Annotated in this window: 15 protein-coding genes; 4 read left to right on the top strand and 11 right to left on the bottom strand. The window is 70.9% G+C overall.

All coding sequences use genetic code 11. The features are described 5' to 3' along the window. Window positions 1-27: 27 nt before the first annotated feature. The 6 genes from ABZ234_RS13125 to ABZ234_RS13100 all read right to left on the bottom strand — a co-directional run bounded on the left by ABZ234_RS13125 (window position 28) and on the right by ABZ234_RS13100 (window position 8,322). Complete coding sequence (locus ABZ234_RS13125) at window positions 28-774, bottom strand: sulfite exporter TauE/SafE family protein (RefSeq protein ID WP_355012143.1); 747 nt, start codon at window positions 772-774, stop codon at window positions 28-30. Beyond that, window positions 758-1,672, bottom strand: a complete 915-nt coding sequence (locus ABZ234_RS13120) for a sulfotransferase (RefSeq protein WP_267944872.1) — start codon at window positions 1,670-1,672, stop codon at window positions 758-760. Before ABZ234_RS13120 ends, ABZ234_RS13125 begins: the two co-directional genes overlap by 17 nt. Beyond that, window positions 1,669-2,976: an aminotransferase class III-fold pyridoxal phosphate-dependent enzyme gene (locus tag ABZ234_RS13115; RefSeq protein ID WP_355012142.1), complete on the bottom strand. Its 1,308-nt coding sequence runs from the start codon at window positions 2,974-2,976 to the stop codon at window positions 1,669-1,671. Before ABZ234_RS13115 ends, ABZ234_RS13120 begins: the two co-directional genes overlap by 4 nt. Before the next feature lie 9 nt (window positions 2,977-2,985). Beyond that, on the bottom strand, window positions 2,986-4,482 hold the full coding sequence (locus tag ABZ234_RS13110) for a GMC family oxidoreductase (protein WP_267944870.1): 1,497 nt from the start codon (window positions 4,480-4,482) through the stop codon (window positions 2,986-2,988). Between the two features lie 912 nt (window positions 4,483-5,394). Further along, entirely contained in the window at window positions 5,395-6,675 is a 1,281-nt protein-coding gene (gene mtnK / locus ABZ234_RS13105; protein ID WP_355012141.1) for an S-methyl-5-thioribose kinase, read from the bottom strand. Between the two features lie 39 nt (window positions 6,676-6,714). Then, window positions 6,715-8,322, bottom strand: a complete 1,608-nt coding sequence (locus ABZ234_RS13100) for an FAD-dependent oxidoreductase (protein ID WP_355012140.1) — start codon at window positions 8,320-8,322, stop codon at window positions 6,715-6,717. 137 nt (window positions 8,323-8,459) lie between these two features. Between ABZ234_RS13100 and ABZ234_RS13095 the strand changes: the two genes are divergently transcribed. After that, window positions 8,460-9,218, top strand: a complete 759-nt coding sequence (locus tag ABZ234_RS13095; RefSeq protein ID WP_355012139.1) for a hypothetical protein — start codon at window positions 8,460-8,462, stop codon at window positions 9,216-9,218. A gap of 364 nt (window positions 9,219-9,582) precedes the next feature. Here the strand turns inward: ABZ234_RS13095 and ABZ234_RS13090 are convergent, their stop codons facing one another. Both ABZ234_RS13090 and ABZ234_RS13085 read right to left on the bottom strand, forming a co-directional pair. After that, window positions 9,583-10,392, bottom strand: a complete 810-nt coding sequence (locus ABZ234_RS13090) for a hypothetical protein (protein WP_355012138.1) — start codon at window positions 10,390-10,392, stop codon at window positions 9,583-9,585. 236 nt (window positions 10,393-10,628) lie between these two features. After that, entirely contained in the window at window positions 10,629-11,141 is a 513-nt protein-coding gene (locus tag ABZ234_RS13085) for a DUF5956 family protein (protein ID WP_355012137.1), read from the bottom strand. Between the two features lie 302 nt (window positions 11,142-11,443). Between ABZ234_RS13085 and ABZ234_RS13080 the strand changes: the two genes are divergently transcribed. After that, the gene (locus tag ABZ234_RS13080; protein ID WP_355012136.1) at window positions 11,444-11,818 is read left to right on the top strand and encodes a hypothetical protein; all 375 of its coding nucleotides are present in this window, start codon (window positions 11,444-11,446) and stop codon (window positions 11,816-11,818) included. Window positions 11,819-11,884: 66 nt separating this feature from the next. Further along, a complete protein-coding gene (locus tag ABZ234_RS13075; protein ID WP_355012135.1) occupies window positions 11,885-12,304 on the top strand; it encodes a hypothetical protein in 420 nt (139 codons plus the stop codon). Window positions 12,305-12,487: 183 nt separating this feature from the next. Here the strand turns inward: ABZ234_RS13075 and ABZ234_RS13070 are convergent, their stop codons facing one another. The 3 genes from ABZ234_RS13070 to ABZ234_RS13060 all read right to left on the bottom strand — a co-directional run bounded on the left by ABZ234_RS13070 (window position 12,488) and on the right by ABZ234_RS13060 (window position 14,732). Then, window positions 12,488-13,234, bottom strand: coding sequence for a phosphotransferase (locus ABZ234_RS13070; protein WP_355012134.1), 747 nt, complete (start codon window positions 13,232-13,234; stop codon window positions 12,488-12,490). Window positions 13,235-13,584: 350 nt separating this feature from the next. Then, a complete protein-coding gene (locus ABZ234_RS13065; protein ID WP_355012201.1) occupies window positions 13,585-14,118 on the bottom strand; it encodes a hypothetical protein in 534 nt (177 codons plus the stop codon). Between the two features lie 248 nt (window positions 14,119-14,366). Beyond that, window positions 14,367-14,732 (bottom strand): MerR family transcriptional regulator, encoded by a 366-nt coding sequence (locus ABZ234_RS13060; RefSeq protein ID WP_355012133.1) that lies wholly within the window; start codon window positions 14,730-14,732, stop codon window positions 14,367-14,369. A gap of 143 nt (window positions 14,733-14,875) precedes the next feature. On the opposite strand from ABZ234_RS13060, the gene ABZ234_RS13055 reads away from it, so the two are divergent. Next, window positions 14,876-15,781: an NADP-dependent oxidoreductase gene (locus ABZ234_RS13055; protein WP_355012132.1), complete on the top strand. Its 906-nt coding sequence runs from the start codon at window positions 14,876-14,878 to the stop codon at window positions 15,779-15,781. Window positions 15,782-15,787: the final 6 nt, after the last annotated feature.

Here is a 15,787-nt window from a genome sequence, read left to right as displayed (position 1 = left end):
GGCGCCCGCCGACAGCGGTCCTCGGCTTCACGTGAGGCCGAGGGCGCCCAGGGACACGACGGCCGACGTGGTGAGCAGGCCGAGGACGATGTGTTCGTAGCGGGTGTGGCCGAAGCGGTGGAAGGCCCGGGTGCCCGCCGCCTGACCCAGGAGCGCGGCGCCGACGAGCGGCAGCCACAGGGGGTGGACCTCCCAGGCGCCCGTGAACAGGAGCGCCGCGACGCTGAGGGGCAGGCGCACCAGGGAGAGGGTGACGAGGGTGTCGCGCATGGTGTGCGGGGTCAGGCCCCGGTGGACGAGGTAGTAGACGCTGGGCGGTCCCCCGAGGGACGTCGAGGTGCTCAACGCCCCGGACAGGAGGCCCGCCGGGGCCGCCCAGACCGGGTTCAGGACGGCGCCGTCCTCGCGCGAGAGGACCCTCATGACCACCGCCGCGATGACCACGCACGCGACGAACACCTGGAGCCCGAGCGCGGGCAGCGCCGTGAGCAGCCAGGCCCCGAGGAGCATCCCCGGGGCCGACCACATCGCGAGGGCGCACGTCTCGCGCACCGCCGGCCGCGGCACGTCCCGTCGCATCGCCAGGATGGCGATGTCGCAGGCGGTACCGGTGATCATGATGGTCGAGACGGCCTGGGGGCCGCCCAGCGCCGCCGTGAGCAGCGGGGCGCTGAGCAGCGCGAAGCCGAACCCGGACAGGGACTGGACGGCGGCGCTGAACAGGATCAGCGCGAACAGCCCCGCGAACAGGGCGGCGTCATCGGGAGGGGGCACCTGTGCTCCGCTCGTATCCGCAGTCGGCCAGCAGGTCCCCCGCGACGCTCTCGTACTGTGCCGTCCTCGTGTGGCCGAGTTCGCGGCGGAAGCGGCCCACGGAGTTCTGTGTGAGTCGCGCCTTGGTCTTCTCGGCGGCGGGGTGGGACCACGGGTTCCGGTGGAGGGGGTGCTCCAGCTCGTGGTGGCGGACCATGCGCGCCGACCACGCGATGCCCAGGAAGTCGCACATCCGGCGGGTGACCGCCTCGGGGGAGGCGACGAGGTCCTCGTAGCGCACCTCGAGGTAGCGGCCGGACGGGGCCCGGTGGCGCGCGAAGGAGATGATCTCCACCCAGTCCCGGGCCGCGGTCTCGACGTCCTTGTGGCCCCAGTCGGGCACCGTGTGGAGGTGGGAGGTGATGACGTCCCTGCCGTCGCGGACGATGTGGATGAACCGCGCCCGCGGCCAGATCCTGGCGAACTCGTCCACGTCCCTGATCTTGCGCTGCAGCTTGATGCCCCACGTCCGCGCGCCCTGCGCGCGTGCGCGGGCCTCGCTGAGGACCCTGATCAGCTCGCACCGCTGCGGGAGCGTGACGAGGTTGCCCCCGTCCCTGTCGAGCCGGGCGCGGATCGCCCCGGCCAGCTCGGCGTAGCCGATGCCGAACCGTTCGCACTGCTTGACGAAATGGGCCGCGTCGTACCAGTACGGATCCCCGCTGGAGGTGCCGGGGCCGACCGCGCGCGGGTCGCGCGACCGGACCAGCTCGATCGCCTCCAGGACGTGCGTGCCGAGGTTGGGGGGCTCGACGAAGTCGAGTTCGGGACCCACGCACAGGTCGGGGTGGGAGTTGAGGACGATGCTGAGCAGCGTGGTGCCGGAGCGGTTCTCACCACCGAGCAGGACGGGGTTCATCGGAGCGCTCCCTTCTCACGGGCGGGTTTCACCTGCGCGGCGACCTTGGCCGTCCACCACAGGTCCGCCACCGAGGGGGTGGCGCGGAAGGCGTCGGCGCAGAAGTCGGCGAACGGCTGCCAGAGTGCGTCGTCGGGGGTCTCGAAGGGGCTCGCGTGGCCGGTCGCGGCCGTCCCCTCCGCGAGCGTGCGGGCCGTGCGGACGGCGAGGGCCACATGGTCGTCGGTCACCCCGGCCCCGGGCAGGATCGTCCCTCCGCTCCCCAGGAAGAGTCCGGCGTCGAGCATCGTCCGGTAGAAGCCGCCGGCGAGGTCGCCGGTGGCGAAGACCAGGTGGAGGATCCCGTCGTCCCACGCCGCGCACGCCGGGTAGCCCGTGGCGGAGAACACCTCGTTGAGCCCGGCGCCCAGGGACGCGGTGGTCCGGTGCACCCGTGCCGTCTCCTCGGCCAGGAGGTCGATGCTCTCCAGCGCCACGACGAACGGCGTCGTCTCGCGCAGGTAGGTGTTCCCCAGGTCGGTGGCCTCGTGGGCGCCGGCGACCCGGGGGCCGAGCAGCACGGCCGAGAGGGCGGTGCCGTTCGCGAGCCCCTTGCTGAGCACGGTGATGTCGGGCCTGGGGTCCAGACGCGCCGTCAGCCCGCCCGGGCCGACGCGGAACCCCGTCATCACCTCGTCCAGGACGGCGACGCCGCCGAACCCGTGCGTGATCGAGATGAGCTCCTCCAGGTGCCCCGTCGGCATGACGTCGTGCTCGGGGGAGACGACGACGGCCGCGAGGTCGTCGGCGTACTCGCGGCAGAGCGCGAGCAGCTGGTCGGCGTCGTAGCCGAAGTGGTGCACCCGGGGGTCGTACGCGTGCTGCCGGGCGTCGCCCTGGTACTGCAGCTGCCAGTCGTGCCATCCGTGGTACCCGCTGGTGAGGACGGTGTTCTTGCCGGTCGCCGCCCGTGCCAGGCGCACCGCTGCCGAGGTCGCGCAGGAGCCGGTCCGCATGAAGGCGACCCTCTCGCTGTGCGGGAACAGGTCCAGCAGCCGCAGCGCGAGGTCGACGCGGATCCTGCTCATGGTCCCGGGGAGGATGCCGCCGCCGTCGGCGAGGTGCCGGGTGACGGCTTCCACGATCCGGGGGTGCCCCATGCCGAGGGGGGCGGCGCCGGTGCACGAGGTGAAGTCGACGTAGGACCTGCCCTCGGCGTCGGTGAACGTCGCGCCCCGGCCCCGTTCCAGCAGCAGCGGGTTCTTGCGGTCCATGTCCCGCGTCCGGGTGCAGGTGGTGTCGAGTGCTTGCTGTATTCCGTCCAAGGGGTCCTCCTAGGAGTGCTGTGCGAGCTGCCTGCTGATGCGCAGCGCGTTGGCGATCACTGTCATCGTCGGGTTGGCGGCGGCCGCGTACGGGAAGTAGGCGGAGTCGGCGACATAGACGTTGTCGCACTGGTGCAGCCGTCCCTCGGGGCCGACCACCGAGGTCCTGGGGTCCGTGCCCGCGCGGCAGCCGCCCGCCAGGTGCGCCATGCCCGTGGCGTTGAACTCCTCCTGGGCACGGACGCCGCGTCCGATGCGTGCGAGGGTGTCGACCGCGATCGAGCGGAGGGAGCGCAGCCGTCGCAGGTCGGACCGGTGGGTCCTGTGCCGGATCACGACGTTGGGCCCGTCGGCGGAGGAGGGGGCCGGCGCCACGGAGTTCTCGGCCATCGGCGTCTCCGACACGACGAAGTGCAGACGTATCGTGTCGGGCCGGTCGGAGGCCGACGCCTCGTAGAGGAAGCCGCCGCATCCGCCCCCGGGCAGCCGGTGGTAGAAGTCCGTGGTCGCGGTGGTGCTGAACAGGGTGGGGCTCTCCCGCAGCTGTGCCGAGGCAGGGGCCCGCACGTCGGCGTACCCGGTGAGCTTGAACTGGATGCCCCGTCCCACCTGGTCGTTCCCGTTGGCCAGTCCGTGCGGGTGGAGGCGGCTGGTGGAGCGCAGGAGCAGGGCGCAGCTGTTGAGCGCGCCGGCCGCGATGACGAAGTGCCGGGCCCTGATGGTCGCGTGCCGGCCCCTGACCGTGTCCAGGCACTCGACCGCGCTGACCCGGCCGCTCGGGTCGACCCGGAGGGCCTCGGCGGTGACCGCGTGGGCGAGGCGCAGCCGGTGCTCGGAGCCGGATCCCAGCACGAGCGGGAGCACCGAGGCCTTCGCGCCCGTCCGGCAGAGCGTCTCGTTGCAGGGACCGCACCGGGTGCAGGCGGGGCGTCGGGCGAAAGGACGGGAGTTGACCCCGAGCGGTGTGGGGAAGTGTCCGATCCCGAGTTCGTCGAACGCCTCGTTGATGAGCTCGGCCCGTGCGCTGGGCGGATGCGGTGGCAGGAGGGGCGCGCACGAGGGCGGCTCGGTGGGGTCGAGGCCGGTGGTGCGCGCGATCCCGAAGCGCCGCTCGACCTCGTCGTAGTACGGGCGCAGGTCCTCGTATCCGATGGGCCAGCGCGGGTCGGCCGAGGCGTGTGCGAACGCCGCGGACCTGTCGAAGTCCTGTGCGCGGTAGCGGACCAGGATCCCCGCGTACCGCTCCATGCCGCCGCCGGGACCGCGCAGGGTCCACGGGTTGGCCGGATGGACGCCGTGGTCGCTGACGAGCACGCTGTCGGTCGTCGCGGCGCGCAGTTCGCTGTAGGAGCTCTCGGGCGAGGCCGCTCCGGCTTCCAGGAGCAGCGTCTCGCCGCGCCTGGAGAGCTCGTGAGCGGCGATGAGGCCTGCGGGCCCTCCGCCGATGACGCAGTAGTCGTAGTCGGGGCTTCGTGGGATCTGACTGAGCTGGACGAAATGCTTCACTGGCTCGGTGTCCCGTGCTGGGGCGTGGCTGGCCGGAGGCCATGGTCGGGTGAGGGGCCTCGGATTACCGCGTGATTCCGACTGGTTCTCGTTCGACGTGAAAGGGAGTAGTGAATCTGGAGCGAATTCTTCCGGCTGGGGAACCGGGTTCCGGGGCGCTCGGTACGTTGGAGGGAATGGGGTCTGCCGGCACTCCAGGGACGTTCGGTCTGTTCACTGCTCGTTCTCGGTCGTCGGCGAGAAGCCCCCCGCGGAACATTAGTTCCCTCAATCGCCCCAGTCAATAGCAGTCCCTTATTCGTTGATTTACCCGAATTGGTGTTGGTGTGGGTCTTTATCGTTCCTTTGTGGGGGTGCCCCGGGCAAGGAGGTGGACAGATACTTCTGTCCTGCGGGTGATAGCGGTCCTCGACGCGGTCGTGCACACTCGTGGGAGTGTGCTGTGGTCCGTGGGATTCCCTGTGCGGCCGCGGGAACATATCCGCCTGCGGGAAAGGGGCGGTGTTTCCTTTCTGTTTCCACTCGCACCGAAGGCCGGTGTGCTCCTTCGGTGGGAGTGGCGGCAGCGGGATTCGTCATTTTTCACGCAACCCCTTTCGCGCCGGTTCTGCCCGCGGTGGTTTCCGTCGGCCGGCGGGTGGCGGAACGGCGGTTCGGTGCGCCGAACCGCTCTCCCGCCTTGTCGGCGAATTTTTCTCCGTGCGAGGACCCGTGTATCCGCGCACCGGGTTGTCTCGGGAGGGAGGGCCCTGCGCACACCGCCCCCGTCCGCCGCGGCACGGCGCCCGGAGCCGTCGGTCCGACACCGCTTCCCCGGGAGGCACGGCGCCCGAGGGCACGCCGTGGGAGCCCGGCCGGGGGGCGGTGTGCGGCCCCGGACCCGCCCGGCCACGGCGTCGTGCCGTGCCTTCCTCACCCCGTGCGGGCGTGCCGGGCCGCGTCCGTGACGTCGCGCACGCTCCTGTGGCCGGAGGCGTCCACGAGCAGGCTCCGCGCCAGCCGCAGGGCCGCGCGTTCACAGGCCGCCCTCGCCCCGGGGTCGGTGATCCCGGTCAGGTCGGCGGGACGGGCGAAGCCGATCAGGCGCCTCATGAGCTCGGCTCCGCAGAAACCGACGGAGTCGCAGAGGACCCGGTCCAGATAGGCGCCGCGTTCGGCCTCCAGGGCGGCGGCCCCGCGGGCGTCGGCGAAGAGGGCGGCGGGGTAGGAGTCGCCGCGGCCCGACGAGCGCCACAGGGCGAGGAAGCGCTCCCGGAAGACGTCCCAGGTCTGCTCCACCTGGTCCAACAGCCAGGCCTGCTGTTCGTCCTCGGGGGGAGAGGGCGTTCCGCGGCGGCCGTCCGCGGCGAAGTAGGCGATGAGCAGGTGCGCCAGGAACCCGCCCACGTCGAAGCCCATGGGGCCGAAGCACGCGAACTCGTGGTCGAAGACCCGGCTCCCGGTCGCGCCCACCATGACCGAGCCGGTGTGCAGGTCACCGTGCAGCAGCGCCTGTCTGCTGGTGAGGTAGCGGTCCTTGAGGCGGGCGGCGGCGATCAGGACGCAGGCGTCGGCCCGGACGGCGGCCACCTCCGCGTCCAGTTCGGGAGAGGTCCAGCTGTTGCGGTGGAAGTCGCGGTAGATCTCCGTGAAGACCATGTCCTCCATGATCCGGCACATCTCGGTGTTGAGCTCGAACTCCGCGACCAGGGCGCGTTTGTCCGCGGCGGGCAGGGCCAGGTCCGAGGTGGCGAAGAGCGTGCGGGCCAGGTAGTCGCCGACCTGCTCGCCCAACCCCGGGTGGAGGGCCCCTCGGCCCAGGCTGTGGCGCAGGACGGTGTGGTTCTCCACGTACTCCATGACGAGCAGGTGGCGGTCGCGGTCCAGGTGCAGGGGGGCGGGCAGCGCCCCGGGGGCCGCCCGCCCGTGCTCCTCCAGGGCGCGGTACTCGTGGACGACGCGTTCGGGGGTCAGCGGCCAGGACTCGCCCGCCACGCGCACGTAGGGCGGGGCCTGTTTGACGCACACCGAGCCGGAGGGGCCCAGGACCCGGTACACGAAGTTGACGTTGCCGTCGCCGACCTCCTCGACCCGCCAGTCGCCGGCCCCTCCGCCGAGCCTCGCCCGCGGCCGGGGGAGCGTCTCCAGGTACGCGGTCAGGGCACGGTCGGCGAACGCGGTGCGTCCGGGCGGGGCTGGATCGGTGTTCTCCACGGCGGCTCCTCCGGTCGTGTGCTTCCTGTCAGGGTGCGTTCAGCGGGCGCCCGCGTCGCGGTACCACTCCGGGACGGGCAGGGCGAAGTGTTCGCGAAGAACGGCCTCCGCGCTGTCGAGGGTTCCCTCGACGGACCCCGGATCGTGGGTCCAGCAGTCGCCGACCACGTGCACGCGCTCGCGTGCGGCCGGCTGACCCATGCGCCGTGCCAGGGCGCGCGGGTCGTGGCCGGGGCGCCTCGTGTGCCACGCGCCGCTGCTCCAGTCCCGCCAGCAGGCTGCGAGGGGCGGTTCGAGGGAGGGCAGGCCGTGGACGTGTCGGAGCAGGGCGTGGGCGCGGGCGACCACGGCGGCGCCCGGCGCCGGAGCGTCGCCCGCGGAGGGGAAGGCGTGGTCCCCCGCCGTGCCCTCGCCGATCCCGCCGCTGAGCCACTGTCCCACCGAGGGGCCGCTGGGATAGGCGGCGAGCATCGGAGCGGGCGACGGGTGCGGATCGCCGCCGGGGGGTTGGCAGGTGCTTCCGTACCAGAGCTGGCGCAGGGGGGCGTCGGTGGTGCTCCTTCCCCGGCTCAGGCCCAGATCCCGCCACCACGGGCGCCGGTAGAGGTGGAAGAGCTTGAGGGCGGGGACGGCCTCGACCGCTGCCAGGTCGGCGGACAGGTGCGTGCCCACGGGCAGGCCGGTGAGGTCGAGAGCGCCCAGCGGCCCGGGAGGGAGGGCCAGCACGACGGCGTCGGCGCACACGCGGACGTGGCCGGGCAGGAGGCGCCCCCGCGTGTCCGACCGCCGGAAGAGGAGCCGGTGGCGTCGCCGCCCGGAGCCCTCGCCGGGAGCGTCCCCGCGCTCGACCCGCACCAGCCGGTGGCCGAGGCGGGTGGCGCCGCCGGCCTGCGTGAAACGTTCGTGCAGGGCCCGTGGCAGGCTCTCCATGCCCCGCCGCAGACAGACGTACTCGGCGTCGGGCGGGGTCCGGTAGAGCAGGTCGAGCTGAGCGGTCGCGCCCTCGCCCCCTGCGGACACGTCGTAGCCGCCCGCGTCGTGCACGAAGGCCACGGCGTCGCCGCTCAGGACGGCCCGCAGGGCGTCGGACCAGGTCGCCTCCTCCAGGGGCCGGCCGTGCAGCCGCCCCGTACGGCACCGCGACCTGAAGTCCGCCAGCGCGCGGTCGGCGACCGACCGGTCCCCTCGGGCGCGGGCCTCGTGGTGGGTGCGACGGCTCTCCGCGAACCCCGGCACCAGGGTCTGCGCCACCCTGTCGGCCAGGGCCCCCGGCGCCAGCCCGCGTTCGGCCGGGCGCAGCCGGTAGGGGAGGGCGGCACCGGCCAGGCCCCCCTGCCGCGTCCTGCTCCCCCTCAGGTGGAACAGGTTCTCCGGCCGTCCGAACTCGAACGGCACCAGGTCCGCGCCCAACCCCAGGTCCTCGACGAGCCCCAGGACCCGGCGCAGGCCCGTGTGCAGCCGCATGGCGCCCAGGTCGGCCCAGGCCCCGGACGAGCCGGGAAGCCGGACGGAGTGCATTCTTCCGCCGATCCTGTGGTCGTTCTCGAAAAGGCCGATTCTGCTCCCTCTCCTCGCCTCGGCCAACCTGTTCGCGACGTGGCATCCGGCGAGGCCGGCGCCGACGACCGCTACATCCAGATATTCCACATCGGAATCCTCTTCCCCTGAAACCACAGAACCAACACCTGCACTTCCGCCCCACAGTACTCTTGCCAGCCGAAGGCACCGCACGCATACTGAGGGCATAATATGCTGTTCATATTTTCTTGAGACCGGGGAGCTGCATGATCTTCCGTCCGCAGGTACTTCAGGAGATTTCGAACGCTTACGACCAGTTCTCCGAGTACTTCCGCGACATCAGATCATTCTTCGAGGTCCTCAGCGTCCGGTTCTCCCTCCCCGAATACGGGACCCGGCTCACTCCCGTGGCGGGAAAGGCGCTGTTCTCCAACGCCAACAGCTACCTCCTGTCGGACGACAGCGCCTACCCCTACTACCTGTGGCTTCCCAGCTGGCTGGGTCGTTTCTACATCGACGCCGAGCGCATCCCCGAGGGCAGGACCGCCGACGACTGCCGTATCGCCGACGCCGGCCTCGTCGCCTTCGTCTGGCCCTGGCTCGGCTTCGGCGACGCCTACGTGCAGAACTCCCCGCACCCGGAATGCTGGTTCGGGGTGACCGACCCGCGTCCGCAGAATCCTGATGAGCCGGTTCTCACCACCGCTCAGAACCTCTTCAACCACTTTCGCCTGGAAACCACGTTCGAGGCCGAGCGCGGGGGCTGGCTCACCGGTGGTTTCCATCCCGAACCGAGGATCGACTGCAACCTGACCGGCACCTGGTACCTGCGCCGTGTCCCCCTGTCGGTTCTCACCGACTACTACCAGGTGGAGAAGAACGTGATACGGCCGCTGGGCGAGAAATTCACGGAGCTGTCCGAAGTCGGGCGGGAAAACACTGCTTCCTTCCCGTCCGGAAAAACGGAGCGTCCCTTCTCCGGCAACGGCGTGAACGGGAATTCGCCGAAATCGGAGACCCCCTGAGGGTGCAGCCCGAAAGCCCCGTGAGGCAGCTCCGGGCCCGGTACGGTGTCGCAGTCGTGGCGCACGCTCCGCTGTGAACTCAGCCTGCTGCCGGGCCCGGGGCCTGTCGCAGGCCTGCGCCGATTCTGCGGCCACGACACCGACGACGGTCGTGTGCGCCCGCCTCCGCCCCGGGCCCCGAGGCGCGTTCGCCTCGAGGCGGGCTGCCCCGGGGCGCACCGCAGGACGCTTGGCCGTACGCCCGGGGTCCAGGGGACGACCGCACCCCGGGCGTTCCGCACCCCGGGCGGCGCGGCCCGGGGCGGACGTGGCCCGTGGGCAGGGGCTGCTTCCGGTGGCCGGGCGCCCGGTCGGGCGGGAGGACTCAGCCGGGGGCGCGTGTTTCGTCGAGCCGTTCGACGTCGGCTCTGGGGTAGCGGTCGAGTCTGCCGGGGAGCAGGCCGTGGCGTTCGGCGGTGACCTCGAACCTGCCGACGGACCAGCCCAGCAGGTCGGCGGCCTCCTTGCCGGTCAGGCTCGCCTCGATCCAGGCCCGGCGTTGCTCGATGACGGGGGCCAGGTGTTCCTCGGCCAGGGCGTCCAGGTCCCGCAGGGAGTACAGGGCCGAGCCCATGTAGTCGCCGACCGGGGACAGCGTGCCCCGGGCGGCGAGTTCGGCGACGTCGTCCCTGGTGACGGTCAGACCGGTGCGCGCGGCCACGCGGTCGGCGGCCTTCTGCGATCCCAGGCCGGGGTGGTCGCCGATCTCGCGCGCGACGTCGGCGGCGTGCTCGGGCAGGGCCTCGGCGACGTGCTGGGACCAGCGGCGCCCGTCGATGTCGGGAGGTGGGATGAGGCCGCGCTGCGCGGCCCGCTTGACCTGCCATTCCTTCAGGCCCATGAGCCGGGCGAGTTGGACGGACCCGTAGCTGCCGCGTCGGCCGGGTGTCTTCTTCTTCGGGGGTGGGGTCTGATCGGGTGCGGGGGAGTCCTGGGGCGTGGGGCCGGCGGCCAGGTCGGCGAGGATGGCCTCGGTGCGTTCGGGCAGGGTCTTGGCGAGGGCTTCGGACCACTTGCGGTCGTCGATGTCGGGGGGCGGTACGAGGCCGCGGTGCAGGGCGCGGCGGAGTTGGTCGTGGTCCAGCCCCAGCCAGCGGGCGAGTTGGACCGGTCCGAATTCCCTGGGGCGACTCATGTGGTGGGGGTGCTCCTCGTCTGCGGCAGGGGACAGAGCGGTTCGCCGTCCATGATGCCCGGGGGCGGTGACAGGGGACGGAGAGTACCCAGGAGTGCTGGTGGCCGAGGGCTCCCCTCGGCTGTGGAATGCCGGCCGGGCGGGGTGCCGCCGTGCGCGGAAGCTCCTCTTTCCTGCTCCTGGACATGCTTGGCGGCAACCGCGGACTGCCCGCGCCCGATGGGACTGCCATCGGTTCACCCCGACCCGTCTCCCACAGATTCTCTGCTGATCTCCTGGGGAACGGCTGTGTACAGGGTCTTTGCGACCGCGATCATGGCCTCACGCTCCCGCCGCGGACGGGGGCCGGGCGGCAGGTCCGTCAGAGCGGGTCCGAAAAGGGCGAAGAACTGATCGGCGTCGTCGATGCCGTCCGGCAGTTCGATGAACCACCGGTAGCCGCAGGGCTGGGAGGGCACCCGCGCGTCGGTGAGGTAGTCGTGGATGCCACCGTCCACGGCCGACCGGTCGCCGCGTGTTCTCTCCTCGACTCTGACAGTGCGCTCGCCTTTGTTCTCATAGACCACGTGGACTGGTGCGGGGGGACGCACGTCCAGGCATCGGACCATGTGCTCGGGGCCGACGGCCCAGGCGAACAAGGTATGCCAACCGGACTCGGGGACCTCGAAGAACCTTCGTCCATCGCCCGTTCCGCTATCGGCCGGCGGTTCCGCGACGACCGGAACCGCCGACCATGAACGCTCGTGCATCAGAGCACTCTCCTCGACCTCGCAGCGGTCTGCCGTCTTCTGCACGGGGGAACGGGCAGGAATCGCCCCCGCCATGATCGGAGGGCAGTGGAAAACGCGTTTCCAACGGACGTATGTCCGTGGAACCATAGGCCCCGGGCCATGCATATCCCTTCACGGTGCATCGTACTGGAGAGCGTCTTCCAGACGGCCGCCGATGATCTTCCGGTATCCCGGAACTGCGCATCATGGAAATGTTCCCTACCGAGGGCGGGCGACGTGGGCAGCGAGCCGGACCGGATCGAGCTTCTCCTGGGGTCTCGGTGATCGAGAAGACACCGAACATGAAGAGCCTCATGCTCTCGATCCGGGTGGCGTCCTGGAGCGGAGAACGCCAACTGAACTGGATCAGGCGAACGGGGTGCGCTGAGGACGAGATCGTCCTGCAGCTGGAAGACTGCTACATCGCTGTGAAAAGTCACGTCACGTATGACGAGGAGGAAGAGTTCCCCGACTTCCTCGATGAAGGGATCCGGGAGGTCCTCGACCTCTTCACGAGACTGATCGACGTCGATCCGGAACTGTGGAGCCCCGAGTCCATGGTTTCCGCCAGGCAGTGGGACGTGGTGAGAGACAGGGCTCGGCGACTCCTGGTGGAAATAAGGGGTTCTTCGTGGTCGTCCTTCTTGGACGAGTGATCTCGTCTCAGACCGGGGTCGGCGAGCTGGCAAGAAGTGATCGTCCTCGCGTCCATGGGAGTGGTGATGGTCGAGCAGGCTGTTCGCTTGTCAGATGTGTGCGAGGTGTGCGGTCGCGCTCGTGAAGTCTGGGTGGTTCAACTGGTCAGAAGCGGCAGGCTCCGCTGGGAGGTCGAGCGAGAGTGCGCCGGCTGCCAGGTCTCCCATCAGTGGGTGTGGGGGCCGGCCCCTGCCCATGTGCGCGACCTGTTGATCGACCGGCATGGCGTGGAGCACGTGAAAATCGTGGGCGAGGTGCAGAAAAGGGGTGTGCTGCTCAAGGTCTTCAGGGAGGTCTTCGGCGCATCCATTGCCGAGGCCCGAGAATTCGGTCGCGAGGCGACGGGCACCGGGTATGAGGGAACACGTGTGGAGGTGTATCTTCTGTCCCGGCTCCTGCACGAGAGAGGTGTGGAAGTCGAGGTGCGCCCTGGTTCGTGTGGGTGATCCTCGAGCACGGGGAGATACGCGACGGCATCCACCACGCGTTCGCCACCCCCGGGTGTGCCGCCATCTGTCGGCGACGACTGCGCACCGCACTTCGTCGGGAGTAAGGGCAGGCGATGCGCCCCAGTGGACGGCCTGCTCGATGCGTCAGAACGCACTCACAGCGGTCGGGCCCGCGCAGCCTCACATCCGGGATCTCAGCACGTCGACCTCACAGCCCGGCGCGAAGGGGTCGAAGCCGTGCTCGACCAGCCAGCGAACCCCCAGCAGGCTTCGCAACGACCACCACGCGCGGATCGCGTCGAGGTCGACGTCGGTGCCATAACCGGCGATGACATCGTCGAGGCGCTCCTCGTGTCCGAGCGTCAAGGTGGCAAGGTCGAACAGGGCATTGCCCCGGCCCGCCTCGGACCAGTCGATGATGCCGGTGACCTCGTCGCCGTCGACGAAGACGTGCTCGACCTGCAGGTCGCCGTGCGCGAACACCGGAGTCCACGGCCGGAACGCGGCCTCGGCGACCTGGCGGTTGCGGGTGACCAGGTCAGCGGGCAGGACACCGTTCGTCACGAGCAGCTCGCACTCGCGGTCGAGTTCCGCCGCCCACTCGTCGGGACCCCGGCGGCGCCTGCCGGGCCAGGGCGGCAACGGCGCCTCGTGCAACTGCCGGATGACGGCACCCGCCGCGGCCCACGCCGCCGCCGACGCGGTCGACGGCCCACCGAGGCGGCCGAGCACCGTCCCCGGGACGGCGGCGATCGCGAGCACGGGCGGCTTGCGCCACAGGACCTGCGGAGTCGGGACCGGCGCGAGGGACATCGCCTCGACCTCGACGTCGGTGCGCGCCTGGTCGGCGTCCACCTTCAAGAACACGTCGCCGGCGCGCAGGGTCGCGCGCTCGGAATGGGCGACGACGACTTCGATCTCGTCCATGGGTGAAGTATCCCGGGGATGATCGCCGACGTCGTCGGGTTTATCGGCTGCGATGACGCGGCTGGCCACGTCCCGCCACCCGGCGGCCTCGTGCACGGCACCGACCTCCGACCAGGTCAAGCCCACCACTTCTGTGAGGCGTCCTCAGTGCTGCGACAACCTGTCGTTGCAGTACTGAGGGACTTGGTTCCGGGACTGCTGCCGGACCTGCCGCGTAAAAACTGGTGGAGCATCGCCGAATGGGCCGGGGAGGCCGCTCCGGACGGCATGCGGCACCCGCTCGGAGCCCTGGTGAGCCACGACCGGCGACAAGCCGCGCAGCCATGGAGATCACGACCTGCGATGGACCGTCAGCGGTCCTCCAACTCGACGAACCGGCTCGCCCATGCCCTGAACCGATCGTCGGACTCCTTCCGCCCGGTCCAGAGCGCGTGCGGGTCCTCCGGAGGCTCAAGGCCGAAGTTCTCGTTCAACCAGGCGAGGAACTCATGGTGGCCGTCGCTGTGTTCCTCGACGTCTCCAGAGGCGAGAAACCCGAAGTCGGCGACGGGCTCGCTGTCGATGGCCAGAAGCTGGAACAGCTCCCTCAGGTTTCGCGCGATCACATAGAGGTGCCCTTCATCGCCGACCAGGACGACGGGCAGAGCGGCGAGGTCGGTCCGATCGTCGCACCGCCACAGCGCGTAGTCGGAGCCGGAGTGGTTGGCCTGTGCGAAGGGGATGAACCGGCTCAGGAACTCCGGGTGCTCCGACCAGGTGTGGAGGCCGGAGTCTGCGCCGTACCCGCGCAGCTCGAAACCCTCCGAGTAGTAGACCGGGCCGATCCGGTCCTCGAATTCCTTGAGCAGGTTCAGCTCCGGGATCGGCGAGTACGCCTTGCTCATGTGGCCTCCTTGCCGGGCCGGGACGCCTGGCGCGGTTGCGGACGTCTTGCACCGGCCAGGTGATGCTATCCACGCCGGGGACCATCGGGCGGGTGCCGGCGGGCGGCCTCGATCGGGGGCGGGCGAGGTCAGCCGGTCAGGGGCGACGGGCGGGACGGGTCGCCCTCCTGAAAGCAGCCGTCAGCGGCTCCGAGCCGTGACGCGCCCTCGCGCGCCGGTGGCGTCCGCAGCCGTTGCGGCGGTGGTCCTCACAGCATGGGGGAGCAGTCGGCATCGGGGTCCCGCGTGATGGTGATCACGTCGTCGAGCCGTTCGCGCACGGCGAGCAGGTCGGTGATCCGCTGGTCGATGCGGGCGCGTTCGGACTCCAGCTGGTCCAGGAGCGCCGGGTGCGCCTCGCCCGAGTCCACGCACGGCAGCACATCGCGGACCACCCTGCTGGGCAGGCCCGCGGCGTACAGCTGTTGGATCAGCCGGACCCGGCCGACGGCGGTGTCGGGGTAGTGCCGCTGGCCTCCGGGGCCGCGGTCGGCCGGGAGCAGATCCTGTTCCTCGTAGTAGCGCAGCGCCCGGACGCTCACCCCCGCCTTGTCGGCGACCTCACCGATACGCACCGGTCCTCCTCCGCCCGGGCGGCCTGCCCGATTTGCACCTGACGTCAACGTCAGGTTCTAGCGTAGTGGGTGTCGGCACTCGCCGATTCGCCTCACCGATCTCACGAACGGCCGGTTCCGGCCGCGTGGAAAGGCAGAACGTCATGCGCGCAGTCCGTTATCACGAGTACGGCGGTGTGGAGACCCTCGTGGTCGAGCAGGCGCCGGACCCGCACCCCGGGCCCGGCGAGATCCGCATCCGCGTCGCGGCGGCCGGCGTCAACCCCGTCGACTGGAAGGTGCGCTCCGGTGCGGTACGAGAGGTGCTTCCCGTGGACCTGCCCGCGATCCCCGGGCGTGACGCCGTCGGCGTCGTCGACGGGATCGGTGACGGGGTACAGGGGGTGGACATCGGCGACCGCGTCTTCGGCCTGGGCGGCGTCACCGGCGCGACGGCGGAGCTGGCCGTGCTCTCGGCCTGGGCCCTCGCTCCCACCACATGGACGGACGAGGAGGCCGCCGGCGCCGGTCTGGCCTCCGTCACCGCGATGGGCGGACTGAAGGTGCTCGGCCCCCTGCGGGGGCGCACCCTGCTCGTCGAGGGCGCCGCCGGAGGCGTGGGCAGTGCCGCGGTCGAGATCGCGGTGGCCCGGGGCGCCACCGTGATCGGGACGGCCAGTGAGCGCAACCACGAGTTCCTCGCCTCGCTCGGAGCCGTTCCCACCACCTACGGCACCGGCCTCGCGGAGCGCCTGGCCTCCCTGGCCCCGGGCGGCGTCGACATCGCGCTCGACACCGCGGCCTCCGGCTCCCTGGACGATCTCGTCGCGATCGTGGGCGACCCCTCCCGCGTTTCGACGGTCGCCGACCACGCCAATGCGCAGCGACTGGGCACGCACGTGGCCAACGCGGAGAACGACTCCGCGCTCCTCGCCGAAGCGGGCGAACTCGGCCGACAGGGCCGCTACACACCGCGCATCGAGCGGACCTACCCCCTCGAACGGTTCGCGGAAGCGCACGCCCACGCCGAGCGCGGACACACGCGGGGCAAGATCGTGGTCCGTATCTGAGCCCGT

This window comes from Nocardiopsis sp. NPDC006198, from assembly GCF_040613895.1.
In the GTDB taxonomy this organism is placed as follows: domain Bacteria; phylum Actinomycetota; class Actinomycetes; order Streptosporangiales; family Streptosporangiaceae; genus Nocardiopsis; species Nocardiopsis tropica.
The sequence above is the reverse complement of the archived record's forward strand: the minus strand, read 5'-3'. Positions and strand labels throughout refer to the sequence as shown.

Excerpts from the sequence above, each read along its gene's own strand:
- ABZ234_RS13120 (WP_267944872.1), bottom strand. The coding sequence starts at position 1,672 with ATGAACCCCGTCCTGCTCGGTGGTGAGAACCGCTCCGGCACCACGCTG.
- ABZ234_RS13095 (WP_355012139.1), top strand. The coding sequence starts at position 8,460 with ATGATCTTCCGTCCGCAGGTACTTCAGGAGATTTCGAACGCTTACGAC.
- ABZ234_RS13090 (WP_355012138.1), bottom strand. The coding sequence starts at position 10,392 with ATGAGTCGCCCCAGGGAATTCGGACCGGTCCAACTCGCCCGCTGGCTG.
- ABZ234_RS13085 (WP_355012137.1), bottom strand. The coding sequence starts at position 11,141 with ATGCACGAGCGTTCATGGTCGGCGGTTCCGGTCGTCGCGGAACCGCCG.
- ABZ234_RS13075 (WP_355012135.1), top strand. The coding sequence starts at position 11,885 with ATGGTCGAGCAGGCTGTTCGCTTGTCAGATGTGTGCGAGGTGTGCGGT.
- ABZ234_RS13070 (WP_355012134.1), bottom strand. The coding sequence starts at position 13,234 with ATGGACGAGATCGAAGTCGTCGTCGCCCATTCCGAGCGCGCGACCCTG.
- ABZ234_RS13065 (WP_355012201.1), bottom strand. The coding sequence starts at position 14,118 with ATGAGCAAGGCGTACTCGCCGATCCCGGAGCTGAACCTGCTCAAGGAA.
- ABZ234_RS13055 (WP_355012132.1), top strand. The coding sequence starts at position 14,876 with ATGCGCGCAGTCCGTTATCACGAGTACGGCGGTGTGGAGACCCTCGTG.